At 31.5% G+C, this 25,082-nt stretch carries 12 protein-coding genes and 1 riboswitch; all 12 genes read left to right on the forward strand.

All coding sequences use genetic code 11. The features are described 5' to 3' along the window. The first annotated feature begins 1 nt into the window (after window position 1). Entirely contained in the window at window positions 2-727 is a 726-nt protein-coding gene (locus DWX29_RS03630) for a LytTR family DNA-binding domain-containing protein (protein WP_022088548.1), read from the forward strand. Then, window positions 724-2,007, forward strand: a complete 1,284-nt coding sequence (locus DWX29_RS03635; protein ID WP_118565201.1) for a sensor histidine kinase — start codon at window positions 724-726, stop codon at window positions 2,005-2,007. The genes DWX29_RS03630 and DWX29_RS03635 overlap by 4 nt, the downstream gene beginning before the upstream one ends. A gap of 705 nt (window positions 2,008-2,712) precedes the next feature. Further along, window positions 2,713-3,231, forward strand: a complete 519-nt coding sequence (locus DWX29_RS03650; protein ID WP_118565203.1) for a GNAT family N-acetyltransferase — start codon at window positions 2,713-2,715, stop codon at window positions 3,229-3,231. 219 nt (window positions 3,232-3,450) lie between these two features. Then, window positions 3,451-3,903: a GNAT family N-acetyltransferase gene (locus DWX29_RS03660; protein WP_022087961.1), complete on the forward strand. Its 453-nt coding sequence runs from the start codon at window positions 3,451-3,453 to the stop codon at window positions 3,901-3,903. Between the two features lie 406 nt (window positions 3,904-4,309). After that, a complete protein-coding gene (locus DWX29_RS03670) occupies window positions 4,310-6,205 on the forward strand; it encodes an ABC transporter ATP-binding protein (RefSeq protein WP_117909977.1) in 1,896 nt (631 codons plus the stop codon). Window position 6,206: 1 nt separating this feature from the next. Further along, window positions 6,207-8,042 (forward strand): ABC transporter ATP-binding protein, encoded by a 1,836-nt coding sequence (locus tag DWX29_RS03675; protein WP_118565204.1) that lies wholly within the window; start codon window positions 6,207-6,209, stop codon window positions 8,040-8,042. A gap of 199 nt (window positions 8,043-8,241) precedes the next feature. After that, window positions 8,242-8,428: riboswitch (cobalamin riboswitch) on the forward strand. 68 nt (window positions 8,429-8,496) lie between these two features. Beyond that, entirely contained in the window at window positions 8,497-10,491 is a 1,995-nt protein-coding gene (locus tag DWX29_RS03680; RefSeq protein ID WP_118565205.1) for a DUF4430 domain-containing protein, read from the forward strand. Between the two features lie 32 nt (window positions 10,492-10,523). Beyond that, window positions 10,524-11,447 carry a MoxR family ATPase gene (locus DWX29_RS03685; RefSeq protein ID WP_022087965.1) on the forward strand — a complete coding sequence of 308 codons (924 nt, stop codon included), beginning with the start codon at window positions 10,524-10,526 and terminating at the stop codon, window positions 11,445-11,447. Beyond that, window positions 11,440-12,543: a DUF58 domain-containing protein gene (locus DWX29_RS03690; RefSeq protein ID WP_118565206.1), complete on the forward strand. Its 1,104-nt coding sequence runs from the start codon at window positions 11,440-11,442 to the stop codon at window positions 12,541-12,543. Before DWX29_RS03685 ends, DWX29_RS03690 begins: the two co-directional genes overlap by 8 nt. Further along, on the forward strand, window positions 12,540-14,666 hold the full coding sequence (locus DWX29_RS03695) for a transglutaminase-like domain-containing protein (RefSeq protein ID WP_118565207.1): 2,127 nt from the start codon (window positions 12,540-12,542) through the stop codon (window positions 14,664-14,666). Before DWX29_RS03690 ends, DWX29_RS03695 begins: the two co-directional genes overlap by 4 nt. 84 nt (window positions 14,667-14,750) lie before the next feature. Further along, window positions 14,751-19,001, forward strand: coding sequence for a cadherin-like beta sandwich domain-containing protein (locus tag DWX29_RS03700; RefSeq protein ID WP_158574492.1), 4,251 nt, complete (start codon window positions 14,751-14,753; stop codon window positions 18,999-19,001). 627 nt (window positions 19,002-19,628) lie between these two features. After that, entirely contained in the window at window positions 19,629-25,076 is a 5,448-nt protein-coding gene (locus tag DWX29_RS03705; protein ID WP_118565209.1) for a hypothetical protein, read from the forward strand. Window positions 25,077-25,082 lie beyond the last annotated feature (6 nt).

The raw sequence follows: 25,082 nt of genomic DNA on the forward strand, positions 1-25,082 counted from the left end.
AATGAATATTAATATTGCAATATGCGATGACAATAAAATATTTATTGATAATATGAAGACAAAAATCATAAAAATATCAAAGAATATGAAATACAATACTGAGATATTTATTTATACGGATGGTAATATTTTGCTAAATGAAATCTGTGAAGAAAAAGAAAGCATAGATGTTCTAATGTTAGACATCGATATGCCTCATATATCAGGGTTACAGATTGCGAATGAAATTAGAAAAAGAAAATTAAACATTACTCTAATATTTGTATCGGCACATGATGAGATGGTGTTTGATGCCATACAATATCAACCATTTAGATATATGAGAAAGACACGGTTAGATGAGGAACTGCCTCAGGTATTAGAAGATGTTTTTGAACTTTTAAAGGATAAAGATGATAAATATACAATAATTAAAACAGATGAAGGAAATAAAAAAATAAAAAATTCTGAAATAATGCATATAGAAGTGGATAAAAGAAAATTAAAAATATGCATGTATGATGGAAGAGTAATGTATATTGGAAAAAGTTTAAAAAATTTTTTAGAGGAACTGGATGATAATAACTTCATTCAAATCTATAGTGGATGTGCAGTAAATATTAAATATGTAAGTGAGTTTTCTAAAGTTGAAATCACACTGGATAATAACGAAAAACTGCCGGTTAGCAGAACGAGGATGAGTGATGTTAAAAAGACATTATTAAAGTATTGGAGAGAGAAAGTATGATAGCTTTTTATTGGGTAGTAGAGTATTTGGGGAGTTTTATTGACACATTAATGTGTTGTATATTTTGTGGAATATTTATAGGCGAAAAAAATGATGAATACAGAAAGAAAATATTTTTGTATTCTTTGATAGGGGCAGCGATAATAACAGGTTTAAATACCATAAAGACGGTTTCATTTATTTTATCATTTTCTTTTATGATTATGTATATTATCATTCAATGGGTTATATACAGACAAAAACAGAAGTTCGCCATATTATTGGTATTTTTATATGGTGTAATCATAACAGCAGTAGAGTTTGTAGTTGTATATGTAACCTTATTCCTGACAAATCAATCTTCTATTAAAGATAAAAGTCCTACAAGATATGTATGTATGGTAATTAGCAAAGTACTTTTAGTTCTGGTAATAATGATTATTGATAAAATTGTTAGCAAAAGAAGGATTATTTCAGGAAAATATGCAGCAATTATAGGATGTGTTGCATTCTTTATTTTCGCATCAAATTTTTCAATTATATATTTAGGATTAAAACAGCAGGATTCAAATGTTGCATTAATAAGCACTATATTTTTTGTGGCAGATATGATATTGGGAGTGCTTCTTTTGTATTTCATACTTAAACTGGCCGACAGTTATGAAAAACAGAAAAACATAGAATTAGTTGAAATGCAAAATAGAATGCTTAGCAAATCACTTGAAGACACAGAGAGAGCATTTGATTTGTGGAGAGAAAGTATTCATAATTATAAAAATAATATTATTACATTGGCACAGCTTGTTGAAGAGGAAAGTACAGCGGAGATAAAAAAATATTTAAATAATGAAATACAACAACTAGGAATAAAGACACATTACGAAATGACAGGAAATAAAGTTATTGATGCTGTTTTAGCAACAAAGAAAAACTCGGCAGAGCATAAGGGAATTAATTTTTATGCAGATGGAAACATTCCTGATAAATGTATTGTTGATGAAATTGATTTTACAAATATAATTGGAAATCTCCTAGATAATGCAATTGAAGCTGCTGAAAAAGTCGAAAATGGAAACGTAAGTATTGTAATAAAACCACAGAAGAAATTTATAATAATAAAAGTAAAAAATTCTTATGATGGAAATAAAAATAATGAATTACAAACAACTAAGAAAGATAAAGAATACCACGGAATTGGTTTGAAAAGTATAAAGCGTATAGTAGAAAAATATCAGGGAGAATTTGAACTTGAGTTTAAAGAAAAAGAGGTTGAAGCTACAGCGTTATTACTAAATGTATAGCCAAAACTATTTTTATATTCGACAAAATTCGACATCACATAATATATAAAAACACAAAAATTTGTCTTCCCCCTGGCAAAAAATGACAAGTTACGCAAAAAATGATACAAGTTACGCAAAAAAATGTTTTGAAGCATTTTTTTTGGTAAAATATATCTGACTCTAATAAATAGGGGGAAAAAATTGAGATTCATATATAAGAAGCTGGATGGATTGTAGGAAGTACAGTTTAATCCGGCTTCATTTTTTAGAAGAAATCTGGATAATATGAAACTAATATAAACAGTGAAGACAAGGTGGAAAAACTCAAAGAATATGTCAAAAGATTCTGGTATAGAGAACATATACAAGCCTTTTGGCATAATACGCACAACTTAAGCACTAACTGTTATTATGGATAGTGGAGCTTTGAAGCAGGGGCTATAGCTAAAATACTTAAATTAGATGATTATGAATTAAAAGATATGAAATACTATCCATACGATTTGCTACATTACAAATAGGAAAATCTATAATGAGAAGATTGGTAAAGAAATAATTAATTTAATAATCAAAATAGGGGGAATACCAAGATGAAAAATGGAATTTAGAAGATGAAGATGATATAATGTGAGAAAATAAATTTGATATACAAAGCGGAATTGGTGCATTATAGAGGAGATATATAAATTCTAATAACAAAGGATTAGTGCCGGAGGTATTATTGTGAAACTTAAGTTAATAAAAGCAACAAACAAGTATCGTAATCAAATCGTAGATATGTTGGATGAGTGGAATAATACTGGCGAAGAAATTATACCCTATGTAATTGGTCGTTTAGATTACAGCGATTTTGATTACTATTGTAACAATCTGGAGGTAAAAGATACAAGTGATGGCTTAGTTCCTGATTCAACATTTTTTTGCTTAGATGAAGAACGAAACATTGTTGTAGGTGCTGTAAATATTAGGCATTATTTAAACGAAAAGTTGTTATTAAATGGTGGACACATAGGAGATGGTGTTCGTCCATCAGAGAGAAGAAAAGGGATTGCAACAAAAATGATATCGTTGGCTTTGGACGAGTGTAGAAAGCTAGGAATAAATAAAGTTCTGATGGTTTGTGATAAAGGAAATATTGGCTCGGCTAAAAGTATTGAAAACAATGGAGGAATACTAGAAAACGAAGTTGTAGTTGATGGTGTTATGGAACAAAGATTTTGGATTGATTTGAATAAAATGTAAGTTGTAGAATTAGTGTAAAAGAGGCTATAGACTTTGCAAAAGAATGTATCATGTCAAAACAAAATATACCCAGAAACCATATCATTAGAAGACGGATTGAGAGATAGTGTTAAATGGTATTTGGAACATAGTACAGAGGTTAATAAGAAACCTTATTTTAAATATATAGATAAAAATTTGTAGAGATAAAGAAATTTGAAAAAGGATTATGGTGAAAAAATGAAAAATTACACGTATATTTCTTTAAGAGAAAAGCCAGAACTAAAAAATTGTGCAGCCGAATGGTTTCACAGTAAATGGGGAGTTCCAACAGAAGCTTATCTTGAATGTATGGAAGCTTATCTGAATAAGAAAACAGAATATGGTTGGTATATTTGCTTGGATGAAAATAAAATTGTAGGTGGGCTGGGAGTAATCGAGAACGATTTCCATGCTCGAAAAGATCTCACTCCGAATGTTTGTGCAGTCTACACAGAAGAGGAATATAGATGTCAGGGCATCTCAGGACATCTGCTTAATATGGTTGTAGAAGATTTAAAATCAAAAAACATAACACCTGTCTATTTGATTACAGACCATACCAGTTTCTATGAAAGATACGGTTGGGAATTTTTGTGCATGGTACAGGGAGATGGAGAACCCAATATGACCAGAATGTATATCCACCAATAGCTTTCAGTTTATCATACAAATGCTTTTGTGTTGCACGCAGTCATTTATAATTTCAACGTTGAAAAAGATGCCTATTTGTCTGAAAAGTTAACTATTGAGAGTAAAAAGTTGTCTTTTCAAAATATAAAGTTTGCTATTGAGAGTCAGAATTATAATGAACCAACGAAAAAACATATTAAAAATATATGAAGAAATTGAAACTAATCAGATATTTGGTGCTCCTGAGATAGAGAGTATTGAAATGTTCAACTTCAACGGCTAGGAATGTTATGAAAAAATTAAAAGAAATAGGTTTTGTTAAAGAAGTTAAAGGAAAAGGAAAGTATACTTTTATTTCTGATTTTAATTATGTGAAAATGAAAGTCGCAAAATTAAATTAGATGTAACATTAGTAAAGAGGAGACATATGAAAAAACAGAAGGAATATAGCTTTTTAAATAATTTTATTTATGCCCTGAATATTGAGAGAAAGAGTAACTTAAGACTGCTGGCAATTACATTAATTAAGCCTATAGGAGACATAGTGGGTACTTTGTTAAATTCATATGCTCCTAAATATGTGCTGTCATTTATTGAGGATGATTTGCCATTTAACACAATAATTATGTATACAGTAATTATTTGCTTAATAATGATGATTTTAGATGTTATCAGCACTACATGTTACAACAGTTTCGAGTTTGAATATCGAAAGACAGAAGGCTATGTTGAAAAGAAGAGAATGGACAAGTTATTTCATACTGACTTTAAAAACATGGAATCACCGGATTTTCTTGATTGTGCCCAAAGAGCAAAAACAGCATTGAACAGAGGCAAGGGATTTCATGGAGTTTTATACCAAAGTAGAAATTTTATTGCCCAGGGAACATTAATGATTTTGTCAGCGGCATTAATAGGAATCCAAAATATATTAATGATGATAATTTTCATTGTAATATCTTTTGGAATAGTAAAGATTTCATCTTTCTTTACAAAAAGAGATAAGATCAAGTTTTCAGATGCAATGGCACCAACATGGCGTAAAATGAATTACTTAGAGTCAACTACAAAGAATTTTGATTTTGCAAAAGATATCAGACTTTTTAATATGTCAAATGCATTTTTCAATCAGTTATCAGGTGTAAATGAAACATACAAAGAATTAAACAGGAAACATCACAACAGAATGGTTTTGTGGGAAGTAAGCCTTGGATCAGTATTGATTGTTCAGAAGATTCTTATGTACACATGGCTTGTTTACAATGTTGTTACAGGTGCGTATCAGATATCGGATTTTGTTCTTTATGTTGGACTTGTATCTACATTCCATGCGTCAGTAGGATATGTTAACTGGATTTATTCAGATATGAGAACTAATAGTCTTATGATTAATGATTACAGAAACTTTGTTGACTGGAAGGAAGACAGGGAAACAGCAGATGAAAAAGATGGTCACATTACAGAAATAAATCTTGATAAGTTTGAATTTAGATTTGAAAATGTAAGCTTTAAGTATCCGGGACACGATAATTATGTCTTAAAGAATGTTAATCTAACCATTAAGAATGGAGCGAAACTTGCGGTAGTTGGCGTTAACGGTGCCGGAAAAACTACTTTCATAAAACTTATGATGAAGTTGTACGAACCAAGTGAAGGAAGAATCCTTTTAAATGATGTTGACATAAAAGAATACAACAGGGAAGAATATTTTAAACTGTTTTCACCTGTATTCCAAAATGTGGAATGTTTTGCAATGCCAATCTATCAGAATATTTCATTTGCAGAGGAAGACAAAACTGATATGAATAAGATAAATGAGGTGCTGGAGCAAAGTGGTTTAAGTGAAAAAATCAATTCATACGAAAAGGGCATACATACTAATTTATTAAAAATTTTTGATAAAGAAGGAATTGATTTGTCAGGAGGGGAAAAACAGCGACTTGCCATGGCAAGGGCTTTGTATAAAGATGGAAAAGTTGTTATTTTGGACGAACCTACAGCAGCACTTGATGCGTTGGCAGAGGACAGAATGTATCGTGAATTTGAAAATATGATTTATGGAAAAACAGCAGTTTTTATTTCACACAGACTTGGAAGTACAAGGTTCTGCGACAAGATTGCAATGTTTGAAGATGGAACAATTGTTGAGGAAGGAACTCACGAAGAACTAATGGCTAAGAATGGAAAATATGCTTATATGTTTGGCATTCAGTCACAATATTATGATGAAAAACAAAAAAACAGCGATAATGTGGAAGATGCTGATTTAGAAATCAATGAAGGTGTAGAAGCATTAAAAGTTGAAATGGAGGGAGGACAGTAGTATGAAAAATAATAAAGATAATATCCGTTGCTTTAAGTTTTTTGGAAAATTTGCGTGGCAGAATGACAAGAAATATTATGCTTTTCTTATTTTAAACATAATTGTAAATTCACTGTCTCCCTTTGTAACAATTCTTGGAACCCAGTATCTTATTGATGAAATTGCAGATGAATCTAAGAGAAATATGTTTTGGATTGTGTTTTGGGTAGCTTTTATTTGTATTGGAAGTTTTATTTGTTCAAACCTTAAGAAGTGGACAGGAGAAAACATATCAAGAATTGGCGAAAAGTTTGACAGAATATTTAAAACCAATTTATGTATGAACTGCATTAAAATGAAGTTTAAAAATACAGAGGACACAGATGTTTTAGATATTATTAAAAATGCGGAAAGAGCATTAAATGAAACAGGACAGGTTAATGGTCTTATTACAGCACTGGCAAACATTATCACTAAGTTCTTTGTAGCACTTGGAGTTGTGGTTCTTGTTTGTGCAAGAATTCCTTGGTTAATGATTCCTGTAATTATTTCTTTTGCGGTAAACTCTTATACCACATCGAAAGTAAACAAGGGCAGACGTAAGTTCTTCAAAGAAATGAGCAATGTGGAAAGAGGCAGTACATATTTTAATACTGAATTGCAGGAAAGCAGATATGCAAAGGACATTCGTCTTTATGACGCGTCAGAAATATTTGAAAAGAAATATGACGGCTATGTGGACAGAATATATGATACAAGTAAAAAATATTTCATGGGATTCTTGAAATATTGGAATGTAAATAATATATTTTATTCTGTAAGTGATATGACCATTTATATATTGCTGGTGGTAAATATTTTTAACAAAACCATTTCCATTGGCGAGTTTTCAAGTTTATTTCAGGCTACAGGCGAGTTTGCAAGTGCAATTAGAAACATAGTTAATTCATATCTTGAAATGAATTATACATCTTCAGTTTTAAAGTTCTATATTGATTTTGTTGAAAGTGTAGCTGTTGAAGACAATGAATTTGATAGTTCAGCAGCGGAAAACGGATTGTCAGACAATATAACTTTAGAAGAAACAGAAGATATTTTGGCAAACTTTGATAAGTGTGAAATTGAATTTAAGGATGTAAGTTTTAAATATCCAAACACAGAAAAGTATATTCTTAAAAACGTGTCTGCAACAATTAAGGCAGGAGAACATGTTGCCATTGTAGGACAAAATGGTGCCGGAAAGACAACCTTCATAAAGTTACTATGTCATTTATACGATAATTACGAAGGAAAAATATTAATAAATGGCAGGGAAGCCGGAGAGTACAGCTTTAGGGAATATATAAGATTGTTGTCTGTAGTATTTCAGGATTTCAGACTTTTTGCCTTTACAATTAAGGAAAACGTAACAGTTTTTGAGGATAAAAAAGTTGATTTAGATGAAATATACAAGATTGCAGGAATTGAGGATTGGATTAACAGCCTTGAAGAAAAAGATTCCACACATATTTATAAAATGTTTGTGGAAAACGGTGTTGAACCATCAGGCGGTCAGGCTCAGAAACTTGCTATTGCAAGAGCATTGTATAAGAATGCACCTATAGTTGTTCTTGACGAACCTACGGCAGCACTTGATCCTATTTCTGAATACGAAGTTTACAAGAACTTTGACAAACTGGTTCATGGGAAAACAGCAATTTACATTTCTCACAGACTATCATCATGCAGATTCTGCGATAGAATAATAGTCTTGGAGAATGGTTTAGTAGTTGAAGAGGGAAGCCATGAGGAATTAATGGAAAACGAAAAAGGTTTATACTTTAATATGTACAATGTTCAAGCACGACACTATAGTTAATAATTTAGACCATTTGAAGGAGTTGAGGTAAAGTATAAACAATTATGTATATGTGTATAAAGCAAACTACAAAGGTTCAATTATAGACTATACGGTATATTAAGAGTAAAAGAGTGACCAAAATAGTCACTCTTTTGCTAATTAACAATACAAAAGAATTGCATTATATAAATAATAATGCTATCATTAATACGATTTAAATTTCATATCAGTATATGGTTTGACAGAATTATATTCGTGTCGATTAATAGGGAATTCGGTTAGAACCCGAAGCAGTCACCACTACTGTAATGCAGACGAGAAAGCAATATGTCACTGGGAAACCGGGAAGGCGCTTTTAAGGATGAAGCTGAGTCAGGAGACCTGCCATATATGCGGTTTAAATATATTTTCCGGGTGAGGAGGATGTGTTTTTTTTGTTGCCATTTTTTAAAGAGAAAAATTAGGAGAGGCTATGGTGAAAAATAATAAACGGATTATTAATAGAATAATAGTTATACTTACTGCCATGGCTTTAATCATAGGAACGTGGGGGATTCGGTATCACAAGGGGGATACACCGGTAAACCCAATGAATAATAAGGCAAAGGCATCTAAAGTGTATGAAAACGATGGCTTGCAGGTAGATGAATTTAATGATTATTCTAATTTGCAAAATTCAGATAACGAAGATAATGAAGAAAATAATGACAGTAATGACAACAGTGAAGAGACTAATAATGAAACAGATGGAAATGGCAATGGAAATGTAAATCTTAAAAGCACTTCTAACAAATCAGGAAATGGAAAAGAATCCGCAGATGAAGGAAAATTCAATAAAAGCAAAGGTAAATCTTTTGTGGATAAAGTAAATCAAAAAACAGAAACCCTATATTTTACAACTTCAATTATAGATGGAGAAACAATTTCTACATATGAATATGCATTTACGATTACACATTTAGTTGAAAGTCTTACGGTAGAACAACAGTTAGTGTATGTGAATGATGAGCAGATAAATAATTTTGATGGCAGAGTTATTCTTAAGGAAGGAACCAATACTATAGAAATAGTGGTTAATTACAGAAGAGATGACGGTCGTGAAATTATTGCAAAGAAAAAATATACGGTAAATGTAGATACAGGCAATTTGTTTATATCAACAGATTTGAAGGACCAGACTGTAAACAATCCGTTTTTCAAATTTAATTTGCAGGCAAAAATGGGTGAAAATGATGCAGATGTAAAGGTATCGTTAAATGGTAAAAATATAACGGGAAAAGATGGCAAATATTCTGTAATTTTAAAAAAAGGAAAAAACACAATAGTCGCAAAAGCTGAATATGATAAATATTCGATTACAAAAAAGTATGAAATAACTCTTGAATATGAGGATGGTTTTGGAATTGAAACCGATTTGGAAAATAAAACAGTTAATGCAGAAAATATTGAATTTCAGGCAGTTATAAGAAATGGAACAGATAAGGCGAAATTATCTGTAATTGTTAATGGAAACATAATTACAGGAAATGAAGGAGCATATACTTCCGGTTTAAAAATTGGTAATAACACCATTAGACTTAAGGCAACAGATTCAGGAAATGTATCCTTGAATAAAACCTTTACAATTAAATATGTTCCGTTGGCTACAAAAGATACTGAACCGGTTATTTCATATATAAATGTCACTGATGGAATGGAGGTTAAGGGCGAGAGTTTTACCTTATACATTGGGGCAATGGACTATAAGAAAAATAAAATTTATTATGACGGAATTGAAGTTAAATTAAATGGAAAGAAAATTCAGTACAGATGGTCTGCTAATTATGTTGGATATTTGCTTAATTTGCAAAATGGAGACAATAGCCTTGAAGTTAAGATAACAGACAGCGATGGAAGGTATAAGGAATATAGTTACAAATTAAAATGTACATATATAGATGAAGGAACCGTTATTGGTACGGCAACAGTAAGCATCGATGCGAAGGTTATTCATTTAGGAGTCCTATTAAGACCTAAAACAGTAGATATTTATTATGGAGATAACGCAGCAGATATATTTGAACGTGCTATAGAGAAAAGCGGATTCTCATATACAAACAGCGGAACAGTGGATAAAGGATTTTATCTTGAAACTATATCAAGACCGGGAATTTTAAGAGGCTGGATGATTGATGAGAAATTAAAAGATGAAATCATTGAGGATGGACTTCAGTTTAATATAGACCCTTCAACCGGAGAGTACATATATGACATGGATAGCTTAGGACAACTTGATTTCTGTCAGGGTTCAGGTTGGGCGTACAGTGTTAATGATGAATATAAAGAATACGGAATGTCGGAATATAAGCCAAAAGATGGTGATGATATAAAGATTAGATACACTTTGGCATATGGAAAGGATATTGGAGGATATAATCCGTCAAGCGGTTCTTATGGTATCAAAGATAAATATAGTGTTACATATTAAACGACTAGGCTTTCAAAAGAAAGGTATTAAAGATGAATAAAAAAATAGAAGATATTGTTTCAGAAGTTAAAAAGGTTGTAATAGGTAAAGATGAAATCATAGAAAAAGTATTAATGGCGATATTAGCCGGAGGACATATTTTATTAGAAGATGTGCCGGGAGTAGGAAAAACTACATTGGCATTAACTTTTAGTAAAGTATTAGGACTTGATTATAAGAGAATGCAGTTTACACCCGATAGTGTTCCATCAGATATAACAGGATTTTCGGTATATAACAAAAATAGTGGCGAATTTCAATATATGGAAGGGTGTGCAATGACAAATCTATTGCTTGCAGATGAAATTAACAGAGCTTCAAGCAAAACCCAATCTGCGTTACTTGAAGTAATGGAAGAAGGAAAGATAACGGTAGATGGAGTTACAAGAACAGTGGAAAAACCATTTGTTGTAATTGCAACTCAAAATCCTACAGGATGGATTGGAACACAAAGTCTTCCAAATTCTCAGTTAGACAGATTTATGATTAGACTTAATATGGGATATCCGGATATGAATAATCTGATAGAAATTATGAAAGACAGACATCATGAGAATCCGTTAGACAAAGTAAAGCATGTTATTAATAAAAATGAATTAATAAACCTGCAGGAATTGGCGGGGAATATTTATGTGTCAGATGAAATTTATGAATATATAAGTAAGCTTGTAGAAAAAACGAGAGAACATGAACTCATAAAATTAGGAATCAGCCCTAGAGGAGCATTGGCAATTTGCAAAATGGCGAAGGCAAAAGCGATGCTTGGTGGAAGAGATTATGTAGTGCCACAGGATGTTCAATATATTTTTAAAGATGTATGCAGCCACCGTATAATCGTGGAATCAAGGTCAATGATTAATGAAGTAAACACTGACGAAATAATGAAAGAAATAATAGAAAGTGTAGAAAATGAATAGAAAGAGCTTAGGATTTTTTTTACTGCTGTTATTATTTCTGATATCAGCAGTAGTGTGGCGGCAGAAATTATTTTTAATAATTCCTATAATTATGATTTTGACAGGAATACTTACATTTGCCTATGCAAAATTAGCAACTACGAATTTAAATGCAGAACTTAAATTCACAAATGTAGTGGATAAGGGCAAAAATGTTACAGGAAAAATAATAGTAAACAATAAATACCCTGTTCCATTAAATGAGATGGTTTTTAATTTTGAAATAAAGAACATACTTACAAGCGAGACAAAGAAAGTTAAAGAGAATTTGTTCCTTGGTATAACAAAGAAAAGTGAAATGCCACTTGAACTTGAATCTAAATATTGTGGATGCATAAAGGTAGAACTGAAAAATATCGAGATATTTGATATTTGGGGAATAGCGTCTATTAAGAAAAATTTTAATGAAAGTCAGCAGGTATATGTTATGCCGTATACCATTACACAAGATATTGAACTTGGAAATTCAAATGCAAAGGAAGCGTCAGATACATGGCAATTCATGGAGAATGTAGCAGGAGTTTCAGGAGAGGTATTTGATATTAAGGAATATCAGATTGGAGATAACATTAAAAATATCCATTGGAAATTAACAGGTAAATATGAAAATCCAATGGTTAAAAAAATGGCTAAAGAGGCAGAAGATTCAATCATATTAATTTTTGACAACCGATTTGAAAATTCCAAATATGAAATGGCGGATGCTTTAGCAGAAATGTTCATATCATTAAGTAGGAATCTTTTTAACGAAAATATTCCTCATACTATAGGATGGTGGCAGGAAGATAAAGAAAAATATATTTCATATAACATAAGAAGTGAACAGGATTTAGTAAGCAGATTACCTAAAGTATTAGCAGCAGGAAAATGCTTAAACAAGACATCAGAATATGAGAATTATATAGCAAAAATGTCATTTGAAAAAGCACATACGGTTATAGTGGCAGAAACAAAATCTGATGTACATAATATAGCGGCAAAAGGCGTTACGTGGCTTACTGTAGATGATGAATTAAATTCGCACAACTTAAAACAAAGAAGGGCAATTAAAATATGAAAAATCAAAATACTGTTGATTTAAGAAAACTGAATAAAGAAGATAAAAAATCAACAGATATTTTGATGGCTTTGATTATGGAATTAATTGTTCTGGTTGGAATAACAGGATTTGTATTTAAAGTGACAGAGTTTAGGATAACGGCATTTGGATTAAATATGAAAGTTATTTTAAATGATATTTCTGATTTAATCGGAAAAAAATATGGAATGATTACTCAAAAGTACATATTAAATCCTGACTTTAAAATGGATTTGCTTTTAATAGGACTATTAGCTTTAATTGCAATTGTTTTATATATTGCAATTAAATATGAAAATCAGGCAGTATTTGCAATTGGAATAATAGTCACAGTAGTTATTCAGGGAATGTTTGGTGGTAAAAAAAGTTGCCTTATGGCAGCAGTTTTAATATTTGCAAATATAATTTGCCTAAATAAAAAAAGATTAAGCAGTGCATTTGAACAAAATAATAAAAGTAAAGTATTAATAGTCTTTTCAATGCTTGTTATTAGCATTTTATGTGTTCCAATATCATATGAGACTAATACAGATAAGATGTTGGAGAACTTAAACCAAAATATAAATCATAAAACAGATGATTTGAGATATTTAGAGAAAAATAAGATTGCATTGAAAGTAAAAATGTCAAAGCCACAGTCTTATTATTTGAAAGGCTTAGTGGCAGGGGATTTTTCGCAAAACGGTTGGAATGAAACAGATAAAAAGAAAATGTACAAGTATGCAGATTTATTCTTCTGGTTACATAAAGAAAATTTTTATGGGCAGACACAATTGTTTAATGCAAAAAGCGAGGGCAATAGTGAAATTGATATAAACAAGATGACTATTAATGTTTTAGGGGCATCTTCGAAATACATTTATTCACCATATGAATATGTTTCAGATAATGATGGGTTAACAGATAAAGATGAAATAGGAGATGAAAAGCTTCTGTCAAAAGGCTTATATGGCACAAGAAAATATGAACTTGATGTGTCAGATAACATAGTGACTAATTATTCGGATATTGTGGAAAATCTTAAAAATAATGGAGATAAGCCGACAAAGTATTTAAAAAACGAAAATTACTATAATGAATTTGTATATAAAACATATTTGGATTTGACAGTAAAGCAAAAGGAAATACTTGGTACATATTTGAAAAAAGATAATGATAATCATGATTCATACAGTTACGCGAAATCAGAGATACTAAATTATTTAAATAAAAATATTAAATATAGTAAAAAGTTTCAGGGGATAAATGATTATGGAAACTTCGTAAATGAATTTATGGAAGTTGAAAAAGTGGGTAATGACAAGGATTATGCCACGGCAACAGTTTTAATGTTCAGATACTTTGGAATACCGGCAAGGTATGTTGAAGGATATCTTATTACGCAGGATGATGTGAAAGATGCTGATGATAACAGCACTATTAACATACCTAAGAATAATTTTCATTGTTGGGCAGAATATTATCAGGATGGTGTTGGATGGATTCCATTTGAAACTATTAAATCATATATGGATTTGATGGGAATGAATGACAGCTTTACATCGGGCTTGGAGAATGAAACAAATGATAACAGGCAGATTAGTCAGGAAATAGACAGAGATAATTATAATGGTGAAGAACCTGAAAAAGAAAAAAATGATGATAATGATAAAAATAAATCTGAATTAAATTACCTGATATGGATTATTTGCAGTTTATTAGCAATTGCAATTATTACGGCTGTTATCTATGAAATAAGATTATATTTTATCAGAAAAAATATAAAACAGGATAACAACAATGCCAATACAAATAAGGCAATAATGAATTTATTTTCATATCTTATGAATGCATACTTTATCATTGATAAAACTAATAGATTTAAGAATTTAGAAAAATATGAAGAATTTCTAAAGGCTTATGAGAGTGAGTGTGAAGCAGGATATTTGGAAATGATGACATTATATCAAAAGGCAAGATATAGCAACAAGACTTGTACTAAGGAGCAGGTAAATCAAATGAAATATTACTGTGAAAATGTTAGAAAAGATATTTTCCTGAAACTTAGCAAATGGCAGAAATTTAAATGGAAATTTGTTTATAAATATGGAAGCCTTAAATAATGTTTAAATGCAAAATAAGAGAAATATAAGATAGTAGCAAATAGTTTATGAAAAAACATATAAAGTAAAATGAGTGAGAACGAAATGAAAAAAAGAATTTATGGATGGATTTTAAGTTTAATAATTGTAATAACCACATGTTTTGCTAATTGTGGAAGTCTAATTACTGTATATGGAGAAACAGAAGAGAAAGGTACCGTTACAGTTTATTTTACATTGAGTGAAGATGGAAAATTTGTAACGGGAAATGATGATAATGAAACTGTTTTGTGCCATATTCCTGTGACTATAAGTTATTTTGACTTAGCTGAATATGGTATGGAGGATTACTACAGATATGAAGCAGATTCATTTGAAGAAGGTGGAAGATACAATAGTGATAAAATTGTAGAAAGACCGACATTACTTCATCTTTTCATTAAAATGCTTGAAAAGTATTATCTTGGAAAAGGAGAAAAATTTGTAGTAAATGACAGATTACAGGATGCAATGAGTATTTCCGGTTCTGCAACAAGTTTATATATGACAAGATTTTGGGGACATGATGAAAACTTAATGTATTATGTTAATCACGAATATCCGCTTCAGGCAGCAGGATGGGGGTCAACATCTGACTATATTTTACTTGAAGATGGAATGGAAATCGATGTGGCAATGTTTTCTGATTGGGATTTCTATCACACGGGTGCATTTTCATTTTTTACAAGTGAAAGCACAAAGTGTACAAATCCCGGAATTTTTGACATACATACAAATGAAAACATAACTTTGACAATGAGGGGAACTGCAACAAATGCAGCAAATGATGGTAATTCATCTTTCGTAGGTGAAGCGATGCCCGGTGAAAAAGTAGTGTACTGTAATGCTTTGCAGGCGGTGTCGGATTATAACAATGATAATTGGAAAGAATTAAGTCAGGAAACTGACGATAATGGACAGATAACATTAACATTTGACAAACCCGGAACTTATTATGTTTCATCAACATCAACTTATGAAAATTATAAATTGAGTTCAGGAAATGCATGCGTTGCACCACCAATTGCAGTAATCAATGTTTCCGGAGAAAATGTATCAGAAGAAACAACAGAAAATCATCCTGGAGAATATGACGGCAGATTAATAAAAAACATTGAAATAAGTAATGGCATTTCAGATAATTCGAAATCTTATAAGTTTGATGCACCATTTGATGCAAATACAAAAGAATATACAATTACGGTTCCCGATTATGAAGATTCAGTATGCGTAAAGGTGGGATTAGAAGAAAGTGTACCTGATGGAACAGAAATTAAAGCTAACTATACGGATACAAATGGTGAAAGCAAAGAAATAATTATCAGTGGAAATGATGAACTGGGAAAGAAACTGGGAAAAATCATTGAAAAAGGAACTGTTGATAATAAATTTGTATTAACAGCAGCTTATAGCAAAGTTGTAGAAAAATACACATTCAATATAAAAAGACAGACAACATTAAAAGGTATTACATTTGCAAATGAAAAAACAGGCAGAAATATTTCCATACAACCTGAATTCAACAGGGATACTTACGAATATGAAATAAGCATTCCGAAAAATTTGGAAAAGATAGAAACACAGATAGTTCCATATGATGAAAATTACAACATATATGTAAATGACGAACCTGTTGATGGAAACAGTAAGATTGATATTAGCACAGAAATAGATGGAATAAAGATTAGTGCTAAAAAAGATGAGTGCAGTTATTCGACTTACATAATTAAAATTGCAAAAATAAATCTTGCTAATACAGATTTTAAATTAACGAACGGAAGTATTATTCAGATAAAAAATAGTGATGGAGAAATTATAGCAGGTAAAAATGTTGTTGATACGCAGTTTACGGCAGAAAATTTGCTTGAAGGTGAAAAATATACTTATGTCGTTACTAAATACGGATATAAATCTGTAAGTGGAAGCTTTGTTGCAGGAGCAAATACTAATATAGATGCAACACTAAAAGAAGCTGATGTTAATAATGCAATAAATAAAGGAATTACTTCTATATGGAGTAATTTCAGAGGCAATGATGAAAATAATGGTGTGACAAAAGCACTAATACCTACTGACTATACAAATTCTATGCTTTATTGGGCAGAAAAAGTTGGTACGGGATTTGGAAGCGGGGCACCAAGTTCGCCGATTCTTGTTGGAGATGATTTGGTATATACTACAGCGACATCGATTGTAAAGGTAGATACCATAACAGGAAAAGTAATTAAAAGTGGAAACATGATAAGAACCTCAGCTTTTAATATTACACCTCCAACATATGCAGACGGAATGATATTTGTTGCTCTTGCAAGTGGAGCAATACAGGCATTTAATGCAGATACATTAGAATCCTTATGGGTTTATGAAGACCCATTATATGGTCAGCCAAATTCACCGATTACCTATCACAACGGATATATTTATACAGGATTTTGGAATGGTGAGACAGGAAATGCAAATTATGTTTGTTTGTCAGTTACAGATGAAGATGTAAATGACAAAACAGAAAAAAAGACAGCGAGCTGGACATATACATCAAAAGGTGGATTTTACTGGGCAGGAAGTTATGTATGTGACAAATATCTTGTAGTAGGAACAGATGATGGAGCGAAAGCGGATGAAGAAGGTAAAGGTTCATTGATAGTTCTTGATTCGTTAACAGGCAATCTTATATCAAAATATGATGATGTAAGAGGCGATATTAGATGTAGTGTTAGTTTTGATAAAGAAACAGAAAGATTTTATTTCACATCAAAAGGTGGAGATTTCTGTTCAGCAAAAATTGATTCAGATGGAACAATTGAAGAAGTGAAAAAACTTGATATGGGAAGTTCAAGCACTTCAACTCCTGTTATTTGCAATAAAAGGGCTTATGTTGGAGTTAAAGGAAAAGAACAGTTCGGAGTTAATTCAGGACATCATATTGCAGTTGTAAATCTGGATGATATGAGTGTTGCATATAACTTAAGCACAAGAGGCTATCCTCAGACAAGTGGTCTTGCAACGACAGGATATGAGTCAGAAGACGGATATACATATGTATACTTTATAGATAATTATGAGCCGGGAAAAATAAGAGTACTTAAAGATAAACCGGGACAGACCAAAGCAATAATTACAAGAGATAGTGAGTACGAGGATGAAAATGATTATAACGTTCTGTTTTCACCAAAAGGTGCTCAGGCAAATTATGCAATCTGCAGTTTGATTTCGGATGATTATGGAACAATGTATTTTAAAAACGACTCAGCATACATGATGGCACTTGGAAGCAAAATAACAAAAATACAGGTAACAAAACAGCCGGATAAACTTGAATATAAAGTAGGCGAAAAATTTGACCCTAGCGGAATGGAAGTTACAGCTTTTTATTCAAATGGAAAAACAAGAAATGTTACTAAATATGTAACTGTTGATGATAGAGCACTGACGTCAGTGATGTCTGATGTGGAAGTTTCATTTAATTATGTACTTTATAATGATGAACTTTCTACTTACGGCAAATTTGATCCATTAATAGACACTGTAAACATTACCGTTACAGACAAAGAAGGTGAAGAAAAAGCAGCAGATGTCGTAAATAAAATAAACGGTATAGGTGATGTTATAACTCTTGATTCAAAGCAGGCAATAATTGATGCAAGAAATGCATATGACCAGCTTGATAGTTCACTTGAAAAATTTGTAACTAACTACCAAAAGTTAATTGATGCTGAAAATGTATTCAGAAGAATTGCAAAAGAATATTTGGATTCAAATTCACTTGGATTTACCGGAAACAATAAAGGATTCCAGAAAATAAATTTAAGTTGGAATAACTTAAGTTATGCAGACGGATACCTGCTTTATAAGTTAGATAATAAAACAGGGGAATATAAGGAAATTGCAAACTTTAAAGAAACAGGATACGAAGATACACAGGCAATAGTTGGTAGTACATATCAATATAAAATTATTCCTTTTATCAGAATTTCAAATAAGGCAGATGGGGTAATTTTAGGAAATGAATCCATTGTACAGACAAAATCAGAACTTGAAAAAGCAAACGGACTTAAGGTAAGAAAACAGGGCAAAAAATACTTAAAAATAAAATGGAACAGAAATAAAAACTTTAGTGGATATGTTGTCTACAGAAAAGAAGGAAAGAGTAAAAAATTCAAAATAATAAAAACAATAACTTCGAATAAGAAGACAACATATATAGACAGAAAAGTAAAAAGAAACAAAAAGTATTATTACAAAATCAGAGGTTTCAGAACAGTAGACAAAAAGAAGATATACGGAAAATATTCAGCCGTAAAATCTATAAAACGTTAAATTATACATAAGTAGCCATAACTGCAGATTACACGTGCATGGAATTTGCAGCTATGGCGAAGATGTATAAAAGTATAACTTTTGGTTTAAATTGTGAAATTTGCCATAGTTAATGAAATAAAAATTACCATTACTGATACAAAGTTATTTATTTATCGTTGCTAATATTTGTGACTTTTTGATGGAACATAATTATATGTAGCAAACGATAGGAAGTTTTTCGCAATATTGCGAGCATAGTGTAAATAAAAAAGTAATGTTTGAGCCATCAGGCGAGTTTTACTTTTTTATTTACAATAAACGGCGCAGCAAAATAAGAAAAACAACGTGTTTGATATATATAATTATGTTTTTATCAAAAAGTGAAAAAAAGCGGGTGGTAAATAAAAAAGTAATGTTTGAGCCATTAGGCGAGTTTTACTTTTTTATTTACAATAAACGGTGCAGCAAAATAAGAAAAACAACGTGTTTGATATATATAATTATGTTTCGGCAAAAAAGTAAAAACAGAGCAGGCGATAAATAAAATGTGGATGATGTTTGAGCTATCAGGTAAGTTTTACTTTCACTAATTATGGCAAGTCTCACAGCAAAAATATGGGACTAAAAAAACAAAGGAGAGAAGAGATGAAACAAGTGGGAAAGAAAATTCTTGCATTTTTATTGGCAATAACAATGATTGCCGGTATGACACTTAATGATGTCACAATTGCAAGAGCAGAAGAAAAAGCACCATGCATTACATTAAGCGATGGTGTAAAGGAAGAAGTGAATGAGACAACTTATATCTATAATGGATATAAGCCATATTTAGGGGACAAATTCACTGACAGCGAAAAACATGGAATGCTTTATTATGTAAGCAGAAGTGTTTACGATGAAGAAAGTGAAACATGGTCAGAACCTTCAAAATATGAAGAAATCACTATCGGATTCGCAAGTAGTCTTCCGGAATATGCAGTTACAGAAAGCACTCCGGGAAAATATAAGTATAGTTGGAAAGCTTATTGTAAAACAACAGGATTACTTTCAGAGGCAACTTATACAGTTAATTTAACAGTACAGGATCCGGAAGAAACAACATATGATATGACATTTTATGTTGGAAGAGACAATGCAGGAGCAAATAAGAATCCTGAAATTAAATTATACAAAACATTAGGACAGAATGATGAAACAGGTTACGATGAATTTGATGAATCAGATGAAATTGAACTTGAAGGAGGAAATATTGATTCAAGTGGACAGTATAGAGTATATACAGCTTCATTAAATGGTGGAACATATTCATACAGAGCATTTGGATATGATGAAAGTACACAAGAGTATACAAATCCATTAGGCGGTATGTGCGTTAACGTTCCAATGTCATCTAATGTAACTCAGTCAGGATATGATTCAAAATCAGTATATATCAGATGTACAAATGTAAGTTCAAGAACAAAGTATGACGGAAATAATTATTTAACAGCGGACCAGTATACTACAGAAGTTGTTTGCCCTTATTATAGTTGTACAGCTACACCTGGTACACCATATGTAAATGCAGGCATTACATACTATCCATATATGCTTGTAGCTCAGGGAAATGCATGCCTTTACAATTATTTTGCATATCCAAATAAAGACATAGCAGAAGAATATGATCTTACTTATGGATATGGAATTAACGGTACAGTACAAAAAGGTTATTCAACATTTTCATGGTCACCTTCAGTTGTTTCAAGAATTACATCAGCTATTACAGTACCTGATGAAGCGAAAGCACAGGTATATTTCCAGATGAACAACTTTAGGGATAAAGAAATTGAAAGTTATAAGCAAAAAACTAATTCAGATGGAACAGTAACATGGTATTTCTATGTTCCAAAGTCAAATGGAAATTATTCATATCGTGTATCTAAAGATGGATATGTAACTAAGGCAGGATATATGAGCCTTGGAAGCGAACAATCAGCAACATTTTCAGTTGATTTGGATAGAAAAGATGTTACAAGTCATGATTTCAGTGGCTTAGACAGCAGAGTATTAACAAGAGATGAAGCAAACTTAATTATGAATGTAAGTGATAAGAATGTTAAGAACATTGACGTTGATGAAACATTTAGACTCAGAGCTTACAGAGTATGGGAAATTATTAATAGTGATGCAGGAAATATAATGATTGAACCTGATTTTAATTATGAAATTTTATCAGGTGCAGATAATATTGATATAGAAGAAGTAGAAGATAATAGAACTAACGGAAAAGGAAACTGGTTAGATATTAAAGGTGTTAAAGCAGGAACAGCCGTAATTGCAGTTACCTATAATGCTATAGATGTTGATGGTACATCAAGCGGAGGATTTTACCCTGCAATATCTCCAAAGAGAACAGGTATAGCAATAATCCATGTCGGAAATGAAAAATCAGACATTTCTGATATAGGAGTAAAAAATGTAAATGGAAAAGACTGGTGCTGGAATTATGACACATTCTTCTTTAATGGAAAAGAAGGAAGTATGAACATTGCACCATATGCTTCAAGTGGAATTGATAAAGTTGAAGTTATTCCGGTAAAAACAACAGATGACTTACATAGTAGTTTTGAAGATGGAACAGCAGTTGAATCAAATGAAAATGGAACATATGATGTAAACCTTAAAGAAGGAAATAACATTATAAAAGTTACATCAAAGAATGGTTCTGTAGGATATCAGGTTGTAAGAGCTGCTAAAGTTCAGATGAATTATGAAAACATGTCAAATCCCGGAGAAAAAATTATGCCGGGAGATAAGGTTAAAATAATATTTGACGGGCTTTACAGATCGATTCCAAAGGTTTCAGGTATTTTCAATCCGGTAGTATTACAGATAGTAGGAAATACACCGGATGGTACTAAGTTAACAGGTCAGATTTCACAGTATCAGGTTGCTGATAGTGGTTCATTAGAAGTTACAATACCTTCTGATTTAACATTTGAAGATGGACAGGAACAGACAGATTATACAATTTCAAACGGATACATTAACTTACAGTCAATGTACAGCTATGCAGATGCATGGAAGTATATGTATACATTAACAGATGCAGGTGTTGGAACATGCTTTAACGCAGTAATTGTTACAGGACAGCATTCAACAATTTCAGATTTCTCTATTCCTGTAAATAGAAAGGTAACTTATGGAGTTAATGTTAATGTAACAGATGAACAGGGAAATGAAATTAAAGACTATGACTTATCTGTAGTAAATAAAAATACAAACGAAACAGTTGAAGATTTCAGTGCTCTTGGATATGCAAAATATAGTTACAGCATTAGTGCACCGGGATATGTAGCAAAATATGGAACATTTACTTTAGGTTCAAAGACAGAGGTAACTGACGGGAAAACAACAATAACTATTGTGTTAAAGAAAGCTGATGAAAATGCATGGGATGGAAAAACATTCACAGAACCACAGATGGATGAAGAAGGTACATATTTAATTGGAACAGGTTCAGAACTTGCATGGTTTGCTAATGAAGTAAATTCATCAACAGCAAAGACAACATCAGCATTAAATGCAAAATTAACAAAGGATATTGATCTTGCCGGATACAATTTCCCACAGATTAGTTATTATACTTCAAGTTCTGCATATGTATATTACGGTGGAACATTTGATGGTGATAATCATAAGATATACAACTTAAGAATTGATAAAACAGCAATTAATGCATCAACAGTTTATGGTGGATTATTTGCATATACAAATGGTGCAAAATTAAAAAATCTTACAGTAGAAGGTGATGTTGCAATTACAGCTCTATCTACAATGAGTGTAATAAACGCAAATACAGGTGGTATTGTAGGATATGCTTCAAATACAGAAATTAATAATGTAACAGCAGATGTAAATGTTGAAATTAAAGACTACGTAAAAGGAAACTGGAGTTACATTGGTGGTATTTGTGGATATACAAAAGGAACAGTAATTAAAAACTCAAAGAACAAAGGAACTATTTCAGGAAACAGATACACAGGTGGTATTGTAGGTAATACAAATGGCACAGTTGAAAATTGTGTAAATGAAGGAAATGTTATTTCAACAGCAGGTTATGCAGGTGGAATCGCAAGTGAAATTACAACAAGTGCAGTTGTTAAAAATTGTATCAATACAGCAAATATTGAAAGCAAAACAGGTTTAATGATTGGTGGAATTGTTGGTTATGCAAATGGTTCTGTAGATTCATCAGTAAATAACTGTATCTCTCTTGGAACAGTTTCAAGTGCTGCAACAGGTGATACATTAGGCTCAATAATTGGTTCAATAACAAGAGGAAAAGTAACAAACTGTTACGGTGTTTCAAAAGATAAAGTTGTATGCGGTAAAGTAAATGCTACATATGCAACAGTAACAGATAGCTATGCATCAGATGATTGCAATGAAGTACTTTACAAATATGCAACAGGAAAAGAGTTAAATGATTGTAGCGAAGATGCTAAAAATGAAATTGTAGAAATTACTTCTAAGTATGCACAGTTACTTATGGATAACAGTAAGACTACAGAAGAAAAAATAAATGCAATTTCAGATATTTCTAATGAAAACTTTGATAAGTGCATATTAGAAAATGAAAATGTAAATGTTACGGTAAATGCTCAGGCTAATAACAAATTTATCGTAGCTTCAAAGACAGTAGAAGTTAATGGATATTTAGCTGAAAGATATGGCTATACAGATGCAGTAAAAGATGGAGTATCAGCTCTCGATGTTCTCGTTGCAGCACATGAATATGTATACGGAGATAAATTCACAACTTCAACAGCAAAAGATTACATTGATTTTAGTACAAGCCAGTATGGTACATTTGTTTCAAAGACATTTGGAAAAGATGCTTCAACATTTATGTATTCAATTAATGGAAAATATCCACATAATGATGAATTAGTAAATGGATATTACACAGGATATACAGTAGACCAGGCTAAAACAGCAGACAATGATGTAGTTGATTTCTATTTCCTTCAGGATGCAGGATATTCAGATGATTTATCAACAATTAAGCTTGATACAGACAGCACAACAACAGATAAAACATTTAATGTATCAGTAAGTGGATATAATTATGCATGGTATGGTGCATGTGAACAGTCAGTTATTGAGGCAAATACACATGCTGTTAAAGGTGCAAAGATTGGAATTGTTGATGTTAAAACAGGTGAAATTACACCAATCGATGGAGCAGTTACTGACGAAAATGGTAATGCAACAGTAAACATTGATAAGGAAGGAAAATATATTGTTACAGCATATGTTGATGATAAAGACAACACTCCAATATTAATGCAGCAGGCAACAATAAATGTAGAGTGGGCAAAACCATTAGAAGTAAAAGGTGTTGCAATTGCTAAAAAGAATAAAAATGAAGTGACAGTTATGTGGAGACAGAGCTTAGAACAGATAAGATTAGGCCAGATTTACAATGTATATGTTGATGGAGAGTTATACAACAAATATCCGGCAGCAACAACTTTGACATATACATTTGATAAAGCAGGAAAACATACGATTAAGATTACTTCAGAACTTAATGGATTTGAAACAGAAGGTTACACAGTTGAAGTTGAAATTGAAGAGGAAACAACAGAGGAATCTACTGTAGAAACAACAACAGAGGTTGTGGAAAGTACAACAGACGAGACAACAACAAAAAAAGTTATGGAAAGTACAACTGCTAAAGACATAACAAATGTTTCTACTACAGCAAGTCAGACAACAGAAACTGTAACTACAACAACAAATGCTACAACAAAAGCAGTTAAGACTGTAAAAATTAAAAAGGCAGTAAAGAAAAAATCAGCTAAGAAAGTAGCAATTAAGTTAAGAAAAGTTAAGAAAGCAAAAGGCTATGAAGTTTTAGTTGCTAGAAATAACAAATTTGCCGGAAAGAAAGTTATTAAGATAACTTCTAAGAAAGTTAATGTAGTTGTAAGAAAGCTTAAACCAAATAAAACTTACTATGTTAAAGTAAGAGCATATGAAGTTATTAATGGTAAAAAAGTATATGGCAACTGGAGCAAAATAAAGAAGATAAAAAACAAAAAATAAAACAAG

It is taken from the genome of Eubacterium sp. AF19-12LB (assembly GCF_003479125.1).
GTDB lineage: Bacteria > Bacillota > Clostridia > Lachnospirales > Lachnospiraceae > Eubacterium_U > Eubacterium_U album.

Excerpts from the sequence above, each read along its gene's own strand:
- DWX29_RS03670 (WP_117909977.1), top strand. The coding sequence starts at position 4,310 with ATGAAAAAACAGAAGGAATATAGCTTTTTAAATAATTTTATTTATGCC.
- DWX29_RS03705 (WP_118565209.1), top strand. The coding sequence starts at position 19,629 with ATGAAACAAGTGGGAAAGAAAATTCTTGCATTTTTATTGGCAATAACA.
- DWX29_RS03700 (WP_158574492.1), top strand. The coding sequence starts at position 14,751 with ATGAAAAAAAGAATTTATGGATGGATTTTAAGTTTAATAATTGTAATA.
- DWX29_RS03635 (WP_118565201.1), top strand. The coding sequence starts at position 724 with ATGATAGCTTTTTATTGGGTAGTAGAGTATTTGGGGAGTTTTATTGAC.
- DWX29_RS03690 (WP_118565206.1), top strand. The coding sequence starts at position 11,440 with ATGAATAGAAAGAGCTTAGGATTTTTTTTACTGCTGTTATTATTTCTG.
- DWX29_RS03685 (WP_022087965.1), top strand. The coding sequence starts at position 10,524 with ATGAATAAAAAAATAGAAGATATTGTTTCAGAAGTTAAAAAGGTTGTA.
- DWX29_RS03680 (WP_118565205.1), top strand. The coding sequence starts at position 8,497 with ATGGTGAAAAATAATAAACGGATTATTAATAGAATAATAGTTATACTT.
- DWX29_RS03660 (WP_022087961.1), top strand. The coding sequence starts at position 3,451 with ATGAAAAATTACACGTATATTTCTTTAAGAGAAAAGCCAGAACTAAAA.
- DWX29_RS03630 (WP_022088548.1), top strand. The coding sequence starts at position 2 with ATGAATATTAATATTGCAATATGCGATGACAATAAAATATTTATTGAT.
- DWX29_RS03675 (WP_118565204.1), top strand. The coding sequence starts at position 6,207 with ATGAAAAATAATAAAGATAATATCCGTTGCTTTAAGTTTTTTGGAAAA.
- DWX29_RS03695 (WP_118565207.1), top strand. The coding sequence starts at position 12,540 with ATGAAAAATCAAAATACTGTTGATTTAAGAAAACTGAATAAAGAAGAT.